The organism is Paenibacillus sp. Soil522 (genome assembly GCF_001428245.1).
Lineage (GTDB): Bacteria > Bacillota > Bacilli > Paenibacillales > Paenibacillaceae > Pristimantibacillus.
The window spans coordinates 86,836-104,378 of sequence record NZ_LMRV01000026.1 but is presented as its reverse complement, the minus strand read 5'-3'; the positions used below and the strand labels follow the sequence as shown (position 1 = coordinate 104,378).

Sequence of the window (17,543 nt, the reverse complement as noted above, 5' to 3'; positions counted from 1 at the left end):
ATTGGAGCTTTATTATATAGAGTAACAAAGTGTCAAACAAGATAATGTAAGATTTTATGACATCTAATAAATTATCGAATGTATGTTTTTGTAGATTTCTGTAGATTGCGTTTTAAGATTTAAACATCATTAAAATATTGTAAATTTGAGGGGTGAATCAAATGAAGAAGATCGGTCTTGCTTGGCAAATTCTGATTGGACTTGTTTTGGGAATTACGGTTGGTATTTTGTTTTACGGGAATCCGTCAGTGGGAAGCTTCCTATCTCCGATTGGCGATATTTTTATCCGTCTGATCAAAATGATCGTCGTTCCCATCGTCGTTTCTTCTCTGATTGTTGGTGTTGCAGGCACTGGCAGTATGAAACAGCTTGGTAAGCTTGGAGGAAAGACACTCCTCTATTTTGAAATCGTGACGACGGTCGCAATCATCTTAGGATTGCTGGCAGCCAATTTGCTGCAGCCGGGCTCCGGCGTGGATATGACTCATCTCGCCAAGACCGATGTCCATCAATATGTGGATTCGGCTGAAAAAGCAGCGAGCCACGGATTTGCCGACACCTTTGTTAACATTGTGCCCAAAAATATTATAGAGTCTCTCGCAAACGGGGACATGCTCGCAGTCATATTCTTTTCCGTCATGTTCGGTTTGGGCGTTGCCGCTATTGGTGATAAGGGTAAGCCGGTGCTGGGCTTTTTTCACGGCGTAGCGGATGCCATGTTCTGGGTAACCAATCAAATCATGAAATTTGCTCCATTCGGCGTATTTGCACTAATTGGTGTAACCGTTTCTAAATTCGGGGTCGCTTCGCTGATTCCGCTAGGAAAGCTTGTGCTCGTTGTTTACTTTGCCATGATTTTCTTTGTGGTTGTCGTGTTCGGTATCATCGCCAGGCTTAGCGGGACAAGTATTTTTGCCATTATCAAAATCATGAAAGATGAACTTATTCTTGCCTTCTCAACAGCTAGTTCCGAGACAGTCCTGCCTAAAGTGATAGAGAAAATGGAGAAGTTCGGTTGTCCTAAGGCGATCACTTCTTTCGTCGTTCCGACCGGCTATTCGTTCAATCTGGACGGATCCACGCTGTATCAGGCTATTGCGGCATTGTTCATAGCGCAAATGTACGGTATCGATATCTCGCTTACCGATCAAATAACTTTAATGCTTGTATTAATGGTTACCTCCAAAGGGATTGCCGGAGTACCGGGCGTTTCTTTCGTAGTCCTGCTGGCTACGCTTGGTTCTGTGGGAATTCCGCCGGAAGGCTTGGCCTTTATTGCCGGAATCGACCGCATCCTGGATATGGCGCGGACAGTCGTTAATGTCCTTGGCAACAGCTTGGCTGCAGTGGTCATCTCAAAATCGGAAGGTCAATTCGATGCCGATAAATCGCAATTGTACACGAAGAATCTGAAGACAGCAAATAAAGCTGCATAATTAAATCATTGTGGAGGGGAAGAGCATGAGCCAGCAAATGAGATTATCGGCTTACATCATCGGGTTAAAAAAGATGGTCGAAGCAATGAAATGGAGATGCTGGATATAAAGCCGGGATTCATCCGGTTGAAGCTGAAGGTACCGCCGGTAAGTATTGGATTTCGTACGGCCAAAACGGCGGTTGGCGTCTCCATTTCCGTGCTGGTATCCCAGTTGTTACAGCTCCAGTATTTTTCTTCAGCCGGCATACTTACGCTTTTATGTATTCAGAAATCGCGCAAGCAGTCCATAAAAGCTGCGGTAAGCCGATTTTTCGCGTGCTTCATCGGGATGTTTTTCTCCAGCGCCGTATTTTGGATCTTTGGTTTTTTTCCTTATTCATTTCTCGTTTTGCTGCTTTTATTTATCCCGTTATGTGTCCGTCTTCGGATCCAGGAAGGGATTGCAAGCAGCTCGGTTATTGTCATGCACGTCTATATGCACAAGAAACCGGAGCTTTCGTTTTTCGTTAACGAGTTTTTCGTCATTGCGATTGGCCTCGGCGTAGCGCTTGTGATCAATGCTTATATGCCGAGTATCGATAAGCAGTTAAATCAATGCAAAGCAGAGGTTGACCGCTTGCTTCGCACCATATTGCATGAGATAGCCGCCTATTTGAAAGACGGGAATACGCAGTGGGACGGGAAAGAATTGCTGCAGCTATCCGATGCGCTGACAAAGTCCAAATCCTTGGCCCTGCTCGATGCGGAGAACAGTATTTTGTTCAAGTCTGATTCTTATTTTGATTATTTTGAAAAAAAGAAGCAGCAGTATGATATTTTGGATAGGATGCTGCCCAACGTATCCCGAATTACCGTCCAAATGGAGCAGGGGGAAAGAATCGGAGAGTTTCTGCTCTTATTAAGTGCTTACTTAAGCAGCCAGGATCACAAGAATAGCCTTTATGAAGAACTGCGCAAAATCAGAGAGTATCATAAGCTTCTTCCAATGCCCCAAACCAGAACGGAATTTGAAAACCGTGCAAGCTTGTTTGTGGTGGCCAATGAATTAGAGCTTTACATTAAATCGATCTGAAATAAGACGTTATACGGTCTATGATCTATAGTGGAAATCCGGCCCTGTAACGGGGGCTGGATTTTTTTTGCGCCCGGCATTTGCGCTTCAACGAATGTTAAATGTGTGTTAGTATGTATACAAACAGAAGATAGGTTTATGTAAGGTGCTGATGTCTGACTCTCTGACTGGAGCGGGTCGTAGGATGAATAATGTTTTTAAAAATGAAAGACTGCAAATGATTGCTATCGCCCTGGCTACGGCCATTGGTGCGGAATTCAAGGTTAATCCCTTCAGTGACAATTTATTTCGGATCGGTTTGGGTGTAAGTATATTTTTATTTTTTTTATTATTCATGCGCCACTTGCCTTATATAACGATGGGAATTATGGCAGGGATGTTTAGTGTAGTGTTCCAAGCCGGAGAATGGATGATCGAAACGAACACCTTTTCCATACTGGAAAGCTTGCAAAACAACTTGGCGGCCGGTCTTTATTATGTTGTTTTCGCATTCGGTATGAGCAGGTTTAAAAAAAGAATAAACGAGTTTCATCCCCTTCTTTTGGGCGCGGTTGTTGCAGTAATCGATTTTTCTTCTAACGTAACGGAGCTTTTAATGCGCGGGGTGTTGCTTGATACAGAAACATTTTATCTCAAAGAATGGTTTCAGTTAATAGCCATTTCGGTTGTTCGAAGCTATTTTGTAATCGGACTGTACAGCAGCATTTCGATTAGTCAAATGCGGTTCCTGCATGCAGAGCAGCAGAAACGGATGGAGCAAATGATTAATATCGGAGCGGGTTTGTATGGAGAAACCTTTTATTTAAAAAAATCGATGGACACGATAGAATCCATTACCGTAAATAGTTTTAATTTGTCCCGTAAATTGAAAGAAGAGAAATTGAACAGCTACAGCGGGCAAGCATTAGGAGTCGCCCAGCAAATCCACGAAGTGAAGAAAGATTCTCAGCGTATTTTGGCAGGATTGTTGAAATTATATGACAGTGAAATCGTCGTTGACATGAGCCTCTCGGAGATTCTCGATTTTGTCGTAAAAGGAAATCAAAAATACAGCGAAATGCTGAAGAAAAAAATTAGGATAGATAAAGAAGTGGAAGCGAACTTCTTTACTCCGCATTATATACCTTTAATGACGGTGCTTAACAACCTGGTTTCCAATGCCGTAGAAGCCATTGAGAAGAATGGAACCATACAAGTACAAGCTGTTGAAAAGGAAAAAGAAATTATTTTTGTTGTTTCGGATTCGGGGGGCGGTATTTCTGAGCAGGATAAGAGCCTTATTTTTGAGCCGGGTTATACGACAAAGTTTAATGTGGAAGGAATCGCGGCGACAGGAATAGGCCTTTCTCATGTGCGCGATATTGTTCATTCTTTCGGAGGCGAGATCACAGTGGAGAAATTGGAGGAAGCAAACGCTACTTGCTTCGTTGTTCATCTTCCAAAAACCGCTTTACAAAAAGGGGGGGAAGCCGATGTCGCTATCTTTCGTTATCGTGGATGACGACGCAGTTAGCAGGCGGATGCTGCAAAATATTATAGAGCATAGCGGGATTGGCGAGGTTGCAGGCTCAGCGGGGGAAGGAATGGAGGGTACCCGAATCATACTTGATCTGAATCCGGATATGGTGTTGATTGATTTATTGATGCCCGATCAGGATGGGATCGAGACGATAACACAATTGAAAGACAGAGGATATACGGGGAAGTTTATTATGATTTCACAAATTGAAAATAAAGAAATGGTAGGAGAAGCCTATCAAAAAGGAATCGAGTTTTTTATCCATAAGCCAATAAACCGTTTGGAAGTAGAAGCCGTATTGTTGAAAGTGAATGAACGGCGGAAATACGAGCGGCATATTATTGAAATCAAGCAAACGTTAGCAAAATTTGATTCCGTAGAATTATCAACGGTTCGTAGAGAACGACCCGTTCGCGATGTCATGAAGCCTATTCTTATGGATTTAGGTATAATCGGTGAAATCGGCAGTAAAGATATCGTATCTTTAATGGAATATTTAATTGAACACCGGCAGACTTCCGATTTTCCGTCGCTAAAAGAATGGTATGAATCCGTAGCCCGAACCTATAAACAAAGCAAGAGCGATATTGAGAAAGAAAGTAAAGCAATTGAGCAACGGATCAGGCGGACCATCATGGCCGCGTTGGTTCATTTGGCTTCGATCGGTCTAACGGATTACAGTAACCCGAAGTTTGAATATTACGCTCCGCTATACTTTGACTTTCAAGATATCCGGATGAAAATGAAGGTTATGGAAGAAGAGTTGAATGCTGAAAAAGGAAAAGTAAACATAAAAAAATTTTTGCAAGTCTTTTATTTAGAGGTATTGGATAAAATGAAAAGTTGACTATATGTTTCAAGTTTCACCAAAAAAGAATCCAAACCGTCAATCTGGAGCATACCGGATTGACGGTTTGGATTCTTTTTTCTTTTTGTTGCGCAGAGGTTGGTTCGTGATGGTCAGGTTAATGTTATATATGTTAACACGTATGGATAAAACGCAAAAATTGCAATCGGTTACATTTGTGCTTGGCATCCGTTTTTTATTTTAATGTAAATTATTTTTACTTTCGATGTAATTATTTTTGTAGGATTCTGAAGGTTGCTGTAGCGAAGGAGGTACGATAAAAATGTGATAGAGAACGTTTTTTTACAAAAAAACAATAAGAGAGAAGAGGTTGTTATATGAAAAAGATAGGATTATTGTTGTTCGCGACACTCATCGCATTCACGCTTAGTGCTTGCGGCAATGAAGGATCGGGTGCAAATAAGTCTACTGAGACGGTTCAAGCCGGAGCAAATAAGGAAGAGGTTAAGAAATATACGTTTGGCACTGATGCGACGTATCCTCCCTTCGAATTTGAAAAAGATGGAAAATACATCGGTATTGATATTGATTTGATTCATGCAATTGCCGAAATAGAGGGCTTCGAAGTTGAACTTAAGCCTATGGATTTTAAAGGAATTATTCCGGCGATTACGGCGGGTCAATTAGATGGCGCCATTGCAGGCATCAGTATTACGGATGAGCGTAAGCAGATTGTCAGCTTGTCGGAGCCGTATTACAAAGCCGGGCTTTCACTCATCGTTCGGGAAGATAACACAACGATTAATCGTCCGGAGGATTTGAAGGGGAAAGTCATAGCGATTAAAAAAGGAACATCAGGCTCTAAGATGGCTGAGGAATTGGTGAAAAAATACGGTGCGGAGATCAAATACTTCGACGACAGCCCAGCGATGTATCAGGAAGTCGTAAATAAAAATGCTGATGTTACGTTAGAAGATTTCCCGGTCATTTCGTACAAAATTGCAGTTGATCCAGGTTCTAATCTGAAAGTTGTGGGTGATCGGTTGAACGGCGACTATTATGGCATCGCGGTCAAAAAGGGCAACGACGAGCTGCTGCAAAAAATAAACGACGGACTAAAAAAGCTGCAAGAGAATGGGAAGTACGATGAAATTGTTAAAGCATACGTAGGAACAGAAGCAAACAAATAAAATAAATCTTTTTGCCGGCCTGTCCACAAGAAGCAGGTAAGTAGGCCGGCAAAAGGATAAAGCGACAGGTTCACTGCAGCTGAAATGAAAGCGTGCATGTGAAATTTATGAAAAGAAGGGGTTGCGGCTGTTGACATCCTCGTTACAAGTTATTTTGGATGCGTTACCGATGCTGTTGCAAGGCGTTCTGATTACGTTGAAGATTGTAATCATTTCTTTAAGTATTGCCTTTGTCATAGGATTAATTACGGGATTGATGAATACGTCCCATAGCAAACTTCTTCGAATCCCCGCAACCATTTATGTTGACCTCATACGGGGTACGCCTTTACTGGTGCAGGTCTTTTTTATTTATTTTGGTTTGCCTGTTTTTTTGGACATTAGAATACCGGCAGAGACTGCAGGGATCGTGGCAATCAGTTTGAACGCAGGTGCTTACATCTCGGAAGTTTTTCGCGCAGGTATTATATCCATTGACAAAGGCCAGGTGGAAGCGGCCCGATCTTTAGGATTTAACCGGTTTATGACCATGAGGCTGATCATTTTGCCGCAAGCCATACGCCGGATGTTACCTGCTTTTGTAAACCAATTTATTATTAGTATTAAAGACACGTCCCTGCTGTCCGTCATTGGCATTCAGGAATTGACGCAGAGAGGGGAAATTATTGTATCTTCCAATTTCCGCTCTTTTGAGATATGGGGTATCGTCGGTGTTTTCTACTTTATAATCATTTATGCACTAACCCGTTTGTCCCGATTGCTTGAGAGGAGGTTCGATATATAATGATTGTCGTACAAAACCTGAGAAAGAAATTTGGTTCTTTGGAAGTGCTGAAGGATATATCTACAACGATCCGGGAGAAAGAAGTGGTTTGCGTTATCGGACCTTCAGGGTCGGGTAAAAGCACATTCCTCAGGTGTCTGAACCTTCTTGAGGAAGTGACGAACGGAAAGGTAGTGATTGGCGATGTGGAAGTCACTTCACCAAAAACGAATATTGATAAATTACGTGAAAATGTAGGAATGGTCTTTCAGAGCTTTAATTTATTTCCCCACTTAACCGTATTGAAAAATATTATGCTTGCCCCCAAACACATTAAAAAGTTGGAAAAGCAGCTCAATGAGAAAAGAGCAATGGAACTGTTGGAAAAAGTGGGCTTGGCGGGAAAAAAAGATGAATACCCTGATCGTTTATCGGGCGGACAAAAGCAGCGTATCGCTATTGCCCGCGCGCTGGCGATGAATCCTCGTGTCCTGTTGTTCGATGAGCCGACCTCGGCATTAGATCCCGAAATGGTGGGAGAAGTTTTGCTGGTCATGAAGGCGCTGGCCCGTGAAGGCATCACGATGATTGTCGTCACTCATGAAATGGGCTTCGCCCGTGAAGTGGCAGACCGAGTTATCTTCATGGATGGGGGATATATCGTCGAAGAAGGGACTCCTTCCGAAATATTCGATTCCCCGCAGCATGAACGTACGAAAGCATTTCTTGGCAAACTCTCATGAAAAAAATACTTTTGCTGACTACTGGCGGAACCATAGCATCCGTCTCAGGGGAAAATGGGCTGACTCCGGGAATGACGGATGAGGAAATAGTGAGCTATCTATGGGGAGAAAATCACAGGTATACGGTTGAAAGTAAAGCGCTGATGGGAATTGACAGCACGAATATGCAGCCCGAATGCTGGGTGTGCATAGCTGAGGCTGTCTATGAGAATTACGATGACTTTGACGGATTTGTCATCACCCATGGAACGGATACGATGGGATATACATCAGCGGCCCTTTCCTATATGCTGCAAAATATTGCTAAGCCGGTTGTTATAACAGGCTCGCAGGTTCCTATTACCTGTGAAAATACCGATGCCAGAAAAAACATTGGCGACGCTGCGCGATTTGCCTGCGAAGACATTGGAGGAGTATTTATTGTTTTTGACAGCAAAGTGATTATCGGGACTAGGGCCGTGAAAGTTAGAACCCGAAGCTTTCATGCCTTTGAAAGTATTAATCATCCGTACGTCGCTTTTTTTGAAGGTGGCGAAATCAGGTACAATAAACCCATTTCGCAGGTACGGAACAAGGAGATGAAATTAGAAGTCTCCTTATGTCCCGATATTTTTTTGTTGAAGCTGCACCCGGGTATAAAACCGGAGCTTTTTGATTTTCTCAAGTGTCATTATAAAGGAGTAATAATTGAAGGCTTCGGACTTGGAGGAATACCTACCCAAGGGAGAAGCCTTGTTCACAAAATAAATGAGCTCATACAAGCGGGAGTAGCTGTTGTTATGACTACTCAATGTCTTGAAGAGGGCGAAGACCGTACACTTTATGAGGTAGGGCGAGAAGCGGCCGGGGAACTGATTATTTCATCTAAGGATATGAATACAGAAGCGATTGTTCCCAAATTGATGTGGGTGCTAGGCAAGGCCCATGATCTCAGAGAGGTCAAGAGAATGATGGAAACGCCAATCGCAGAAGATACTACAACTTACTGATTTGCTTCAATAACGCGGTCTCCCGCCGTCTTCGCGCTACTATTTCGCTGCCGAAAAAGATCATGCCGGCAGCCAGGGATACAATCGCCGCGAACACATACATGCTCGATCCGCCATGATGATCCTCCAGCCATCCTCCGATGCTCCCGCCTGTAATGCCGGCAAAGCCGAGGAACACCATCGCGAGCAAAGATTGCCCGGTAGAGGTTAGCTGCTTCGGAAGAATATTTACTGTATAATGAACGACCGTTATCCAAAATACCGCGAACGTGACTGCCGCTCCCGCCTGCAGGGCGAACATCACCCAAGGGTCCTTCGTTATGGCATAGGCGAGCCATCGAAACGTATACAGTAGGCAAACGAGGCCGATCAAATTAAATTCGCGCACCCGGTGCAGGTGCCTGCTAAGCAATGCAAACGCAGGAATCTCCGCTGCCGCCGCCAATGCCCATGACCAGCCAACCATCGAATCCGACCCTCCGGCCTCGGTCAGGTACAAACTGAACATCACATCATGCATGCGATGCGGGACGGAGATAATAAAGACCAGCAGGAGAAACCACAGGAACGATTTATTTTTCAGAATCGGCTTAAGCGATTGCAGGGACATCCGCTCTCCGGAGGCCGGCTCATCCCGAAGCTTGAAGAGCAGAACCAGAGGAACGGCCCATGTCGCCCAGAAAATCAGCGACAGGCTCGAGATCCCGAACCACTTGCCAAGCAGCACCCCTCCGACGATCAGCACGACCGTATATCCCAGTGAACCGAACAAGCGTACCGAACCGAAGGATTGGCCTCTTCGTTCGGTTGCCTTAATCGTAATGCTGTCCATAAGCGGAAGCGAAGGAAGCCAGAAGAAGTATAAGAGCGTCACAAACGCTAACGTAGGTCCGTAGCCGGTAGAGGCAAACAACCCGATACTGCTGAGAATGCTTAACGTCCAGAGAAGGAAGACGATTTTTTTTACCGTACCTAAACGATCGCTTAAATACCCCCATACAGGCTGGAAAAATACCGCCAGCAGCGGTCCCAGCATCATCATAAAGCCGATTTGGCCGGAGGAATAGCCTTTCGCTTGAAAATAAACGGGAAGAAACGGTGACAGCACATTCGTAGCGTATAGCCAAAATTGCAACCCGCGAAGCGTTACCAACTGGGTATCTGTCTTCCGGCCAAGATCGAGTACAGCTTGCTTTTGTGACATCTTCAGATTCCACCTTGCCTGGATTAATGAAAACAGGCGCTGCACGCCTGCTTCAGCTCTTAGTATAGTGAATTCCGATTACGCAGTATAGGCTTATTCCTGACATTTTTGTATACGAAAGTGTTCATTTCGCGCGTATGGGTTAATCGCTTTATCCTGAGAGTGTATGAAAGAATCCAGCATTGGATCAAAAGCAAAAGAGCTGCCCCAAAAGCAAGTAAACTTGCAATGGTGACAGCCTTTTTTGGGGCAAATAGGCGCTTAACGGTTTACCTCTACATGAAGATGATATTTGTTGAAGACTTCGATCATAGCGGATTTGGCTTCTTCCTCGTCGGGTCCGTGAATTTCAAGTTTATACGTCTGGTTTTGATACAGTGAAATACTTAAACCAAGGATACTTTTAACGTCGACGAATTTCGTTTCACTGATGCGAAGGACGATGCTTGATTTAAAATCGGCTGCCGTCTGGTTAATGTCCACAATGCCTCGAATTTCAGCTTTCATCAGTCAACCTCCCTTCATTACTGTCACTGTCGCATAAACGTGCCGCCAGGAAGCTAGCCTTCCTCGTTGACGACAACCGCTTTCCCTCTCTTTTTCAACAAGATTGGAACAATAATCCAGAGTGCCGCAATAATCAAGAAAACAAGAGATAGCGGTTTTTGCAGGAAAATCATAAAATCACCGTTGGAAGTAGTTAACGCTCTGCGCATATTGTTTTCAATCATCGGACCCAGCACTAAGCCGAGCACGAGCGGAGCTAAAGGGTAGTCATTGCGCACGAGCAGGAACCCGGCAACCCCGCAGCCAAGCAGCAGCATTAGATCAAAGATTTGCACCTGTACAGCATATACGCCAAATATAGAAATAGCGATAATGATCGGAATCAAATATTTCGGCGGTGTTTGAATGACTTTGGCAAATACTTTCACAAGCGGCATATTAAGAACAAGCAAAATGAGATTTCCGATTAGCATGCTGGCAATTAGCCCCCATGCCACTTGAGGATGCTCCTCGAATAACAAAGGGCCTGGCTGGATGTTATACATGATTAAGGCGCCCATCAATATCGCTGTCGTACCCGATCCCGGTATGCCGAGTGTAAGCAAAGGGATCATGGCTCCGCCTGATGCCGCATTATTCGCAGATTCTGGAGCAGCTACGCCGGCGATATTTCCTTTGCCGAACGATTCAGGATTTTTACTCAGTTTTTTCTCCAAAATATAGCTGAAGAAAGAAGCCAATGTGGCACCGGCACCAGGCAGGATGCCAATAAAAAAGCCTAAAACCGAGCCGCGGGCAATCGGTCCCGCGCTATCCTTTAAATCTTGCTTTGTCGGAAGTATACGTTCGATCTTCGCTGTTTTACCGGCGGAGTAGTCGTTCTCCAGTATCGTTTTGAATACTTCACCCAAAGCAAACAGGCCGACCGCAACGGTCAAAAACTCGAGGCCCGAATAAAGCAGCGGAATGCCAAATGTAAACCTTGCGACACCCGACACCGTATCCATGCCGATAGTAGCCAGAAGTAAACCGAGTACCGTCATAATAAGAGCCTTCGTTATGGATTTGCCGGCCAAGCCGCTGACGGCGCATAGTCCGAGGAGCATTAAGGAAAAATAATCCGCAGGTCCGAACTTAATCGCAACTTCCGATAACGGTTCAGCTAATACAATGAGTGCAATGACAGCAAATAATCCTGCAGCAAAAGAGCCGATCGCAGAGATTGACAAAGCAGCTCCGGCTCTTCCTTGCTTGGCCATTTGATAGCCGTCCAAGGTGGTCACGACGGAGGAGGATTCTCCCGGCGTATTGAGCAAAATGGAGGTCGTTGACCCGCCGTACATCGCTCCGTAATAAACGCCGGCAAGCAAAATAATGGAGCTTGTTGCCGCCGCTTCCGGAGGCAATCCGCCGGTCATTGAAGCCGTTATAGGGATAAGTAAAGCGACGCCGCTCATAGGACCTATACCGGGAAGCACCCCTACAGCCGTACCGATTAACACGCCGATAAAAGCGAACAGCAGATTATGCCATTGGAAGGCGGTCGCAAAACCGTCTGCGAGAAATTGTAATGTGTCCATTCATGTACCTCCTTTTATCACGATAGCCATGACGGGAAGCCCGGCATCGAACCTTCCAGAATGACGACAAAGATGACGTAGACGCCTACTGCAAACAATCCGGAGATTAAAATCGACTTCAGCCATTTTCCTCTTTCCAATACTTGAAAGCTGACGAGGAGGAAGAGGAAGGTCCCGATGATATAACCGATCGTTTCCAAGAAGAATGCATATAAAAAGGCTGCAGCGAAGATGATGAGAAACCTTTTGTAATCGAGCTTTTCTTCCTTGCTGCTTTGGCCTTTAGATTTCAATACTTCGTAGAACAAACGCAGACTTAAAAGGACTAGAATGGCTCCGAGGCCGAAAGGGGCAATATTAGGGCCTACGGTGCTGCCATAAGCCGAAGAACTGATAGCCGTACTCTGCCACATAAATCCAATTCCTAGAAGTAAAAATACAATACTGGCATATCGGTCAAATACTTTGTTCAATGTCCTGCACCTCCAATGGATAAATAAAGAAAGGGAGAGAGACATGCTCCCTCCCTTGGCCATTTTATTTTTGCATGCCGAGCGCCGTTAACAGCTCTTGAACAACAACTTCTTGTTCAGCCAGGAAGGCTGCGAAATCAGTAGAATTTTTGTATTCGCTCGCCCAGTCGTTTGCTTTCAGTTCTGTGTTCCAGGCCTCATTCTCGGAGAGAGCTTTCAACGTTTTGTCCCAAAATGCGATTTGATCCTCCGTCATGCCTTTCGGGCCCAATACGCCGCGCCAGATCGTGAATTCCGCATCGAGGCCAAGCTCTTTTAACGTAGGTACATCCTTAAAGTCGCCGCCGAGACGTTCATTTGAAGTAACCGCAAGAATCTTGATCTTGCCTGCTTTCAAGTAACTGCCGAGTGAAGAGATGTCCGTTCCGATCGCATCCGCGTTTTTGCCCAGCAATGCGGCAATCGCTTCGCCTCCGCCGTCATAGGACAGGTATTTGATCGTTTTTGGGTCGACCCCCGATTTAAATGCCGGTAAAACGCTGATTAAATGGTCCATAGATCCGGGAGCGGAACCGCCCGCAAGCGTAACCTTTGAAGCGTCTGCCTTAATGTCGTCAATTAGAGCCTGAATATCATTGTATTTGGAATCGGCAGCAACAGCGATTGCGCCGTAATCCTTCGTTATTTGTGCGAGCGGGGTGACATCCTTGTACCCATACGGACTGTTTCCTTCTTTTTTGAGATTGTTAATGAGAATGGGCGGTGAGCTTACAAACAGCTTGTAAGGGTCATCCTTGTCTTTCGCCACGTATTCAGCCAAAAATACGGTGCCGCCGCCGCCGGGTTTATTTTCTACTGTCATCGTTTGATCGACCAGCTTCGCTTCTCCGAGCACCTTGGATAGAGATCTTGCTGTCTTATCCCATCCGCCGCCGGCTCCAGAAGGGGCCGTGATCACGAGAGGCTTCTCCGGATATTTGGCAGCATCCGAGCCCCCTCCATTCGAAGCTGTCCCACAAGCTGTAAGACTGACGGCAACAAAAGCTGCGGCTACTATCGTTTTCCAATTATTTGTTTTGAGAACCATTCGATAATTCCCCCCTTGGTATCCGTCAAGGAAGCCTCTGCAATTTGCTGTAAGCGCTTACTTGACTTATAAGGTTCATATTAGCATCGCTTATTTGAGATGAACAGAATAACTGCATAAGTTGAAAAATATTCATACTGTTAATTTTGTTCATAAAAATTACGGCCATAATCGGTTCAGGGGACTATATTCAGGGAAATATGTAGAATACAATAGAGGCAATGCCGGCATGCAGAACAGAAAATCGTGGGCAAGGAGGTTATTGTATGCGATTACAAACCAGACTCATTTTGTTAATTGGGACGCTCTTATTCATAATTATTATCGCATTAACCTTTACTTTTGAGAGAATGCTGGTAACCACGTTGCAAAAGAATGTGGGCGCCTCTGCGCTTAAAATAGCAAAGACGGTAGCGCTAATGGATGTGATAAAGGATGCTTTCGACGATGAAAACCCGTCAGAAATCATTCAACCGATCGTTGAAAAAATTAGAATGGAAACGGATGCCGAATTCATCGTCATTGGAAACCGGGAAGGCGTTCGTTATGCCCATCCTCTGCCTGACCGGATCGGAAAAGAAATGATCGGCGGAGACAACGGGCCAGTGCTGAACGGCGAATCGATTGTTTCGGAAGCTGTTGGTTCTATGGGACCCTCACTGCGGGGAAAAACGCCAATCTATGATGATCATAATCAAATCATTGGCATCGTGTCGGTGGGCATTTTATTGAAAGACATTCATGAATCGGCCGCAACCTACCGAAATGCGATGATCTTTTTTGCGGCAATTGCGCTTATGGTAGGATGCGGAGGAGCGATTGCGATTGCGAACGGTGTGAAACGATCGATTCACGGTTTAGAGCCTAAGGAAATCGGCTTGCTGTACCAGGAGAAGAGAGCTATTTTGGAAACGATCCATGAAGGGATTATCGCTATTAATACAGAGGGAACCATTACTCTCGCCAATCAAACGGCTTTAAAGCTAATCGATCCGCTTGAGAAAATGGAGATTACCGGAAAGCAAGTGCGGGACGTCATACCGGAGTCTCGTTTACTTGAGGTTATCAAATCGGGAAATGCTGAAATCGATCAAGAAATGGTCATTAACGAGAGTACGGTTGTGGTCAATCGTCTGCCGATTTTTGATCGTCAGCAGCAGGTCGTCGGGGCCGTGTCCAGCTTCCGCAACAAATCCGAGCTGCTGCGTTTAACGGAGGAGCTTACGCAAGTGAAACGATATACCGAAGCACTGCGTTCGCAGACGCATGAGTATTCCAATAAGCTGTATACGATATACGGGCTCATCCAACTGGAATCGTATCAGGAAGCGATGGACATCATTACGCATGAAACGGATGTTCATCAAAGCCTTATCCATTTTCTCTTAAGGGAAATTCCGGATCCTATTATCGGCGGTATACTAATCGGTAAGTTTAACCGTGCTAATGAACTAAAGGTAAGCTTAGAAATTGATACGAAAAGTATGTTTAAAGATATTCCGGGCGCAATAAGCCGCAATCATCTCGTGACCATCATCGGTAATTTAATTGACAATGCTTTGGAGGCCGTGCTTGCCACAAGCCATGACAATAAAACAGTAAAGGTTTTTTTGACCGATGTAGGCAAAGCTTTAATGATCGTGATCGAAGACAATGGGGTCGGCATAGAGAAGGACGCTGAAAATCGTCTGTTTGAGACGGGTTTCTCCACGAAAAATGAGGTCAACCGGGGTTACGGTCTTGCTATTGTTAAACAGGCTGTACAGCAGCTGCAGGGGCAAATTAGCTTCCATTCCCGTTCAGAGGGAGGCGTCATATTTACCGTTGTCATTCCAAAAGAAAAAGGGAGAGAACTATGATACGAGTGGTCATTATTGAGGACGATCTTCGAATTGCCCAGATTAACCGCCGGTTTGTGGAGAAAGTTGAGGGATTCGAGGTGGTTGGCATTGCGACAGATGAGCAGCTGGCACACGAGCATTTGGACATTTTGTCTCCGGATCTCGTGCTGCTCGATTTATATTTTCCTGATATGAACGGGCTTGACCTTCTTTCCTATATTCAGAAAAACAACCCGTTAACGGATGTCATCATCATTACGGCGGCAAAGGAATTTGATACGGTAAGAGAAGCCATTCGCGGCGGCGTGTATGATTTTATGATCAAACCGGTTGTGTTTGAGCGATTTCAAGAGAAGCTGAAGTCCTATCAAAAGTATCATAATCAAATGGCCCTGCTTGGAGGAGAGAATAAGCAAGTGGATCAAGAGGGGATCGATCAGCTGCTTTGGGGAACGAGCGAAAGGGCGGACAAGGATACCTACCTTCCTAAAGGTATTGATAAAATAACGAGCGAGAAAATCCTCGCCTTCATTCATAGTGGTCCGGAGGTGCTAACCGCGGAGGAGCTTGGGAAGAAGGCCGGATTCAGCCGTACAACGGCTCGGCGGTACTTGGAATATTTCGTGGCTAAGGGTGAATTGGTAGCGGACATTTCCTATGGCACCGTTGGAAGGCCGGAGAGAGTATATAAGAGAAAACAATGATCCGGTTTGGAAAAGGCCACTCCGTTTTTTAACGCGTTGAAAGGAAGAGAGATAATAAAAATAACCCGTTAATCAGGAGCAGGGCACCAAAAATAAGGCTCGTTTTATTCCTTCGAATAAATCCCATAAAATCACCTCGCGATACCGTATTTTATGTCTATAATTATCTCGTTTTTTATCTGATTTATCCACTGCTATCCGGGTATTGTTGAATATTGTAGTGATCTTACTTTTTTTTGGAACTTACATGTCGAATATGCGTATTGTTGGGTAGATTGTAAGGAACAATACCTTCTGTCGGTCGTTTATCTAGTAATAAGCCTCATGGAAAGGGGGTGCAAATACTATGGCAATCTCTCTCGTTAAAGGTCAAAAGGTTGATCTGACCAAAGGAAACACTGGTCTCAGCAAAGTGATCGTCGGTCTCGGCTGGGATCCTGCTGAAGTGAAGGGCGGCTTCTTCGGAATGAAGAAAGCGGCTAACGTGGACTGCGATGCGTCTGCGTTGCTGCTCGATGCTAACGGCAAGCTTAGCGGCGAGAAAAATCTCGTGTGCTTTTATAATAAGCAGAGCGGCTGCAGCTCAGTCATTCATTCCGGCGACAACATTACGGGCGCCGGCGATGGCGATGATGAGCAAATCATCGTACAGCTTGATCGTGTTCCAGCTCATATTCACAAAATTCTTTGCGCGGTCAACATTTATGAATGTGAATCCAGACGTCAAGATTTTGGTATGATCAAATCCGCTTTTATTCGCATCGTCAATCCAGCGAACAATGAAGAGCTTATTCGCTTCAATTTAACGGATAACTACTCCGGTAAAACGGCATTGATCGTCGGCGAGCTTTACAGACATAATGGTGAATGGAAATTCAACGCAATCGGCGAAGGCGCTCATGCTGCCCATGTCAATATCCTTGCTCGTCAATATCAATAATTTCACCCAGAAAAGAGGTCATTCCAAATGGCAATTAGCTTATCCAAAGGCCAAAAAATCGATCTTACGAAAACAAATCCGGGTCTTACAAAAATTACAGTAGGTCTAGGCTGGGATACTAATAAATATGATGGCGGGAAAGATTTTGACCTTGATGCTTCTGTTTTTTGTTTAAACGGACAAAGCAAAGTCATTTCCGAGTCTGATTTCATTTTTTACAACAACCCGAAAAACAGTAACGGTTCCGTCGCTCACACTGGCGATAACCGTACGGGCGCAGGCGATGGCGACGATGAGAAAGTTGCTGTTGATCTTAGTGCCGTTCCTGCAGAAACGGAAAAAATCGCATTCTGCATCACCATCTATGATGGACAAGAACGCAGCCAAAATTTTGGACAAGTTTCCAACGCTTTCGTTCGCATCGTTGACGATCAAAGCGGAACGGAGCTCATCCGCTATGATCTGGGAGAAGACTTCTCCATTGAAACGGCGGTTATCGTTGGCGAGCTTTACCGTCATTCCGGCGAGTGGAAGTTCAGCGCGGTCGGAAGCGGCTTCCAAGACGGTCTAGGCGGTCTTGCCCGCAACTTCGGTCTGGCTACTAACTAATCGTATCCTTTTACCCGTGAAGGGTCGCCTGTGGCGGCCCTTTTTTTAAAACCAAAAAGAAGTGTTATTACTTCGT

General features: G+C 44.9%; 17 protein-coding genes. 12 read left to right on the top strand and 5 right to left on the bottom strand.

What is annotated here, in order from left to right:
- The first annotated feature begins 161 nt into the window (after window positions 1–161).
- The 8 genes from ASG81_RS05230 to ASG81_RS05195 all read left to right on the top strand — a co-directional run bounded on the left by ASG81_RS05230 (window position 162) and on the right by ASG81_RS05195 (window position 8,522).
- Complete coding sequence (locus tag ASG81_RS05230; RefSeq protein ID WP_056630043.1) at window positions 162–1,436, top strand: cation:dicarboxylate symporter family transporter; 1,275 nt, start codon at window positions 162–164, stop codon at window positions 1,434–1,436.
- A 90-nt stretch (window positions 1,437–1,526) separates the two neighbouring features.
- A complete protein-coding gene (locus ASG81_RS05225) occupies window positions 1,527–2,510 on the top strand; it encodes an aromatic acid exporter family protein (RefSeq protein WP_081417138.1) in 984 nt (327 codons plus the stop codon).
- Window positions 2,511–2,694: 184 nt separating this feature from the next.
- A complete protein-coding gene (locus ASG81_RS05220) occupies window positions 2,695–4,011 on the top strand; it encodes an ATP-binding protein (RefSeq protein ID WP_056630040.1) in 1,317 nt (438 codons plus the stop codon).
- Window positions 3,983–4,876 (top strand): response regulator, encoded by an 894-nt coding sequence (locus tag ASG81_RS05215; RefSeq protein WP_056630036.1) that lies wholly within the window; start codon window positions 3,983–3,985, stop codon window positions 4,874–4,876. The genes ASG81_RS05220 and ASG81_RS05215 overlap by 29 nt, the downstream gene beginning before the upstream one ends.
- A 338-nt stretch (window positions 4,877–5,214) precedes the next feature.
- Window positions 5,215–6,027, top strand: coding sequence for a transporter substrate-binding domain-containing protein (locus tag ASG81_RS05210; protein WP_056630033.1), 813 nt, complete (start codon window positions 5,215–5,217; stop codon window positions 6,025–6,027).
- A 130-nt stretch (window positions 6,028–6,157) separates the two neighbouring features.
- Window positions 6,158–6,811, top strand: coding sequence for an amino acid ABC transporter permease (locus tag ASG81_RS05205; RefSeq protein WP_056630028.1), 654 nt, complete (start codon window positions 6,158–6,160; stop codon window positions 6,809–6,811).
- Window positions 6,811–7,533, top strand: a complete 723-nt coding sequence (locus tag ASG81_RS05200) for an amino acid ABC transporter ATP-binding protein (protein WP_056630025.1) — start codon at window positions 6,811–6,813, stop codon at window positions 7,531–7,533. Before ASG81_RS05205 ends, ASG81_RS05200 begins: the two co-directional genes overlap by 1 nt.
- A complete protein-coding gene (locus ASG81_RS05195) occupies window positions 7,530–8,522 on the top strand; it encodes an asparaginase (protein WP_056630022.1) in 993 nt (330 codons plus the stop codon). The genes ASG81_RS05200 and ASG81_RS05195 overlap by 4 nt, the downstream gene beginning before the upstream one ends.
- Here ASG81_RS05195 and ASG81_RS05190 read toward each other — a convergent pair.
- The 5 genes from ASG81_RS05190 to ASG81_RS05170 all read right to left on the bottom strand — a co-directional run bounded on the left by ASG81_RS05190 (window position 8,509) and on the right by ASG81_RS05170 (window position 13,373).
- Window positions 8,509–9,726, bottom strand: a complete 1,218-nt coding sequence (locus ASG81_RS05190; protein WP_056630019.1) for an MFS transporter — start codon at window positions 9,724–9,726, stop codon at window positions 8,509–8,511. The two genes, ASG81_RS05195 and ASG81_RS05190, sit on opposite strands and share 14 nt — an antisense overlap.
- 261 nt (window positions 9,727–9,987) lie before the next feature.
- Window positions 9,988–10,233: an HPr family phosphocarrier protein gene (locus tag ASG81_RS05185; protein ID WP_056630015.1), complete on the bottom strand. Its 246-nt coding sequence runs from the start codon at window positions 10,231–10,233 to the stop codon at window positions 9,988–9,990.
- Window positions 10,234–10,286: 53 nt separating this feature from the next.
- Window positions 10,287–11,813: a tripartite tricarboxylate transporter permease gene (locus tag ASG81_RS05180; RefSeq protein WP_056630012.1), complete on the bottom strand. Its 1,527-nt coding sequence runs from the start codon at window positions 11,811–11,813 to the stop codon at window positions 10,287–10,289.
- A gap of 17 nt (window positions 11,814–11,830) precedes the next feature.
- Complete coding sequence (locus ASG81_RS05175; RefSeq protein ID WP_056630008.1) at window positions 11,831–12,286, bottom strand: tripartite tricarboxylate transporter TctB family protein; 456 nt, start codon at window positions 12,284–12,286, stop codon at window positions 11,831–11,833.
- Window positions 12,287–12,350: 64 nt separating this feature from the next.
- Window positions 12,351–13,373 (bottom strand): Bug family tripartite tricarboxylate transporter substrate binding protein, encoded by a 1,023-nt coding sequence (locus tag ASG81_RS05170; protein ID WP_056630004.1) that lies wholly within the window; start codon window positions 13,371–13,373, stop codon window positions 12,351–12,353.
- 266 nt (window positions 13,374–13,639) lie between these two features.
- Here ASG81_RS05170 and ASG81_RS05165 point away from each other — a divergent pair, with 266 nt between their 5' ends.
- The 4 genes from ASG81_RS05165 (at window position 13,640) to ASG81_RS05150 (ending at window position 17,467) form a co-directional block, all read left to right on the top strand.
- Window positions 13,640–15,232, top strand: coding sequence for an ATP-binding protein (locus ASG81_RS05165; protein WP_056630001.1), 1,593 nt, complete (start codon window positions 13,640–13,642; stop codon window positions 15,230–15,232).
- Window positions 15,229–15,918 (top strand): response regulator, encoded by a 690-nt coding sequence (locus ASG81_RS05160; RefSeq protein WP_056629998.1) that lies wholly within the window; start codon window positions 15,229–15,231, stop codon window positions 15,916–15,918. The genes ASG81_RS05165 and ASG81_RS05160 overlap by 4 nt, the downstream gene beginning before the upstream one ends.
- A gap of 346 nt (window positions 15,919–16,264) precedes the next feature.
- Window positions 16,265–16,858 (top strand): TerD family protein, encoded by a 594-nt coding sequence (locus ASG81_RS05155; RefSeq protein ID WP_056629992.1) that lies wholly within the window; start codon window positions 16,265–16,267, stop codon window positions 16,856–16,858.
- Window positions 16,859–16,885: 27 nt separating this feature from the next.
- Window positions 16,886–17,467 (top strand): TerD family protein, encoded by a 582-nt coding sequence (locus ASG81_RS05150; protein WP_056629987.1) that lies wholly within the window; start codon window positions 16,886–16,888, stop codon window positions 17,465–17,467.
- Window positions 17,468–17,543 lie beyond the last annotated feature (76 nt).

Excerpts from the sequence above, each read along its gene's own strand:
- ASG81_RS05230 (WP_056630043.1), top strand. The coding sequence starts at position 162 with ATGAAGAAGATCGGTCTTGCTTGGCAAATTCTGATTGGACTTGTTTTG.
- ASG81_RS05225 (WP_081417138.1), top strand. The coding sequence starts at position 1,527 with ATGGAGATGCTGGATATAAAGCCGGGATTCATCCGGTTGAAGCTGAAG.
- ASG81_RS05220 (WP_056630040.1), top strand. The coding sequence starts at position 2,695 with ATGAATAATGTTTTTAAAAATGAAAGACTGCAAATGATTGCTATCGCC.
- ASG81_RS05215 (WP_056630036.1), top strand. The coding sequence starts at position 3,983 with ATGTCGCTATCTTTCGTTATCGTGGATGACGACGCAGTTAGCAGGCGG.
- ASG81_RS05210 (WP_056630033.1), top strand. The coding sequence starts at position 5,215 with ATGAAAAAGATAGGATTATTGTTGTTCGCGACACTCATCGCATTCACG.
- ASG81_RS05200 (WP_056630025.1), top strand. The coding sequence starts at position 6,811 with ATGATTGTCGTACAAAACCTGAGAAAGAAATTTGGTTCTTTGGAAGTG.
- ASG81_RS05195 (WP_056630022.1), top strand. The coding sequence starts at position 7,530 with ATGAAAAAAATACTTTTGCTGACTACTGGCGGAACCATAGCATCCGTC.
- ASG81_RS05190 (WP_056630019.1), bottom strand. The coding sequence starts at position 9,726 with ATGTCACAAAAGCAAGCTGTACTCGATCTTGGCCGGAAGACAGATACC.
- ASG81_RS05185 (WP_056630015.1), bottom strand. The coding sequence starts at position 10,233 with ATGAAAGCTGAAATTCGAGGCATTGTGGACATTAACCAGACGGCAGCC.
- ASG81_RS05180 (WP_056630012.1), bottom strand. The coding sequence starts at position 11,813 with ATGGACACATTACAATTTCTCGCAGACGGTTTTGCGACCGCCTTCCAA.
- ASG81_RS05170 (WP_056630004.1), bottom strand. The coding sequence starts at position 13,373 with ATGGTTCTCAAAACAAATAATTGGAAAACGATAGTAGCCGCAGCTTTT.
- ASG81_RS05165 (WP_056630001.1), top strand. The coding sequence starts at position 13,640 with ATGCGATTACAAACCAGACTCATTTTGTTAATTGGGACGCTCTTATTC.
- ASG81_RS05160 (WP_056629998.1), top strand. The coding sequence starts at position 15,229 with ATGATACGAGTGGTCATTATTGAGGACGATCTTCGAATTGCCCAGATT.
- ASG81_RS05155 (WP_056629992.1), top strand. The coding sequence starts at position 16,265 with ATGGCAATCTCTCTCGTTAAAGGTCAAAAGGTTGATCTGACCAAAGGA.
- ASG81_RS05150 (WP_056629987.1), top strand. The coding sequence starts at position 16,886 with ATGGCAATTAGCTTATCCAAAGGCCAAAAAATCGATCTTACGAAAACA.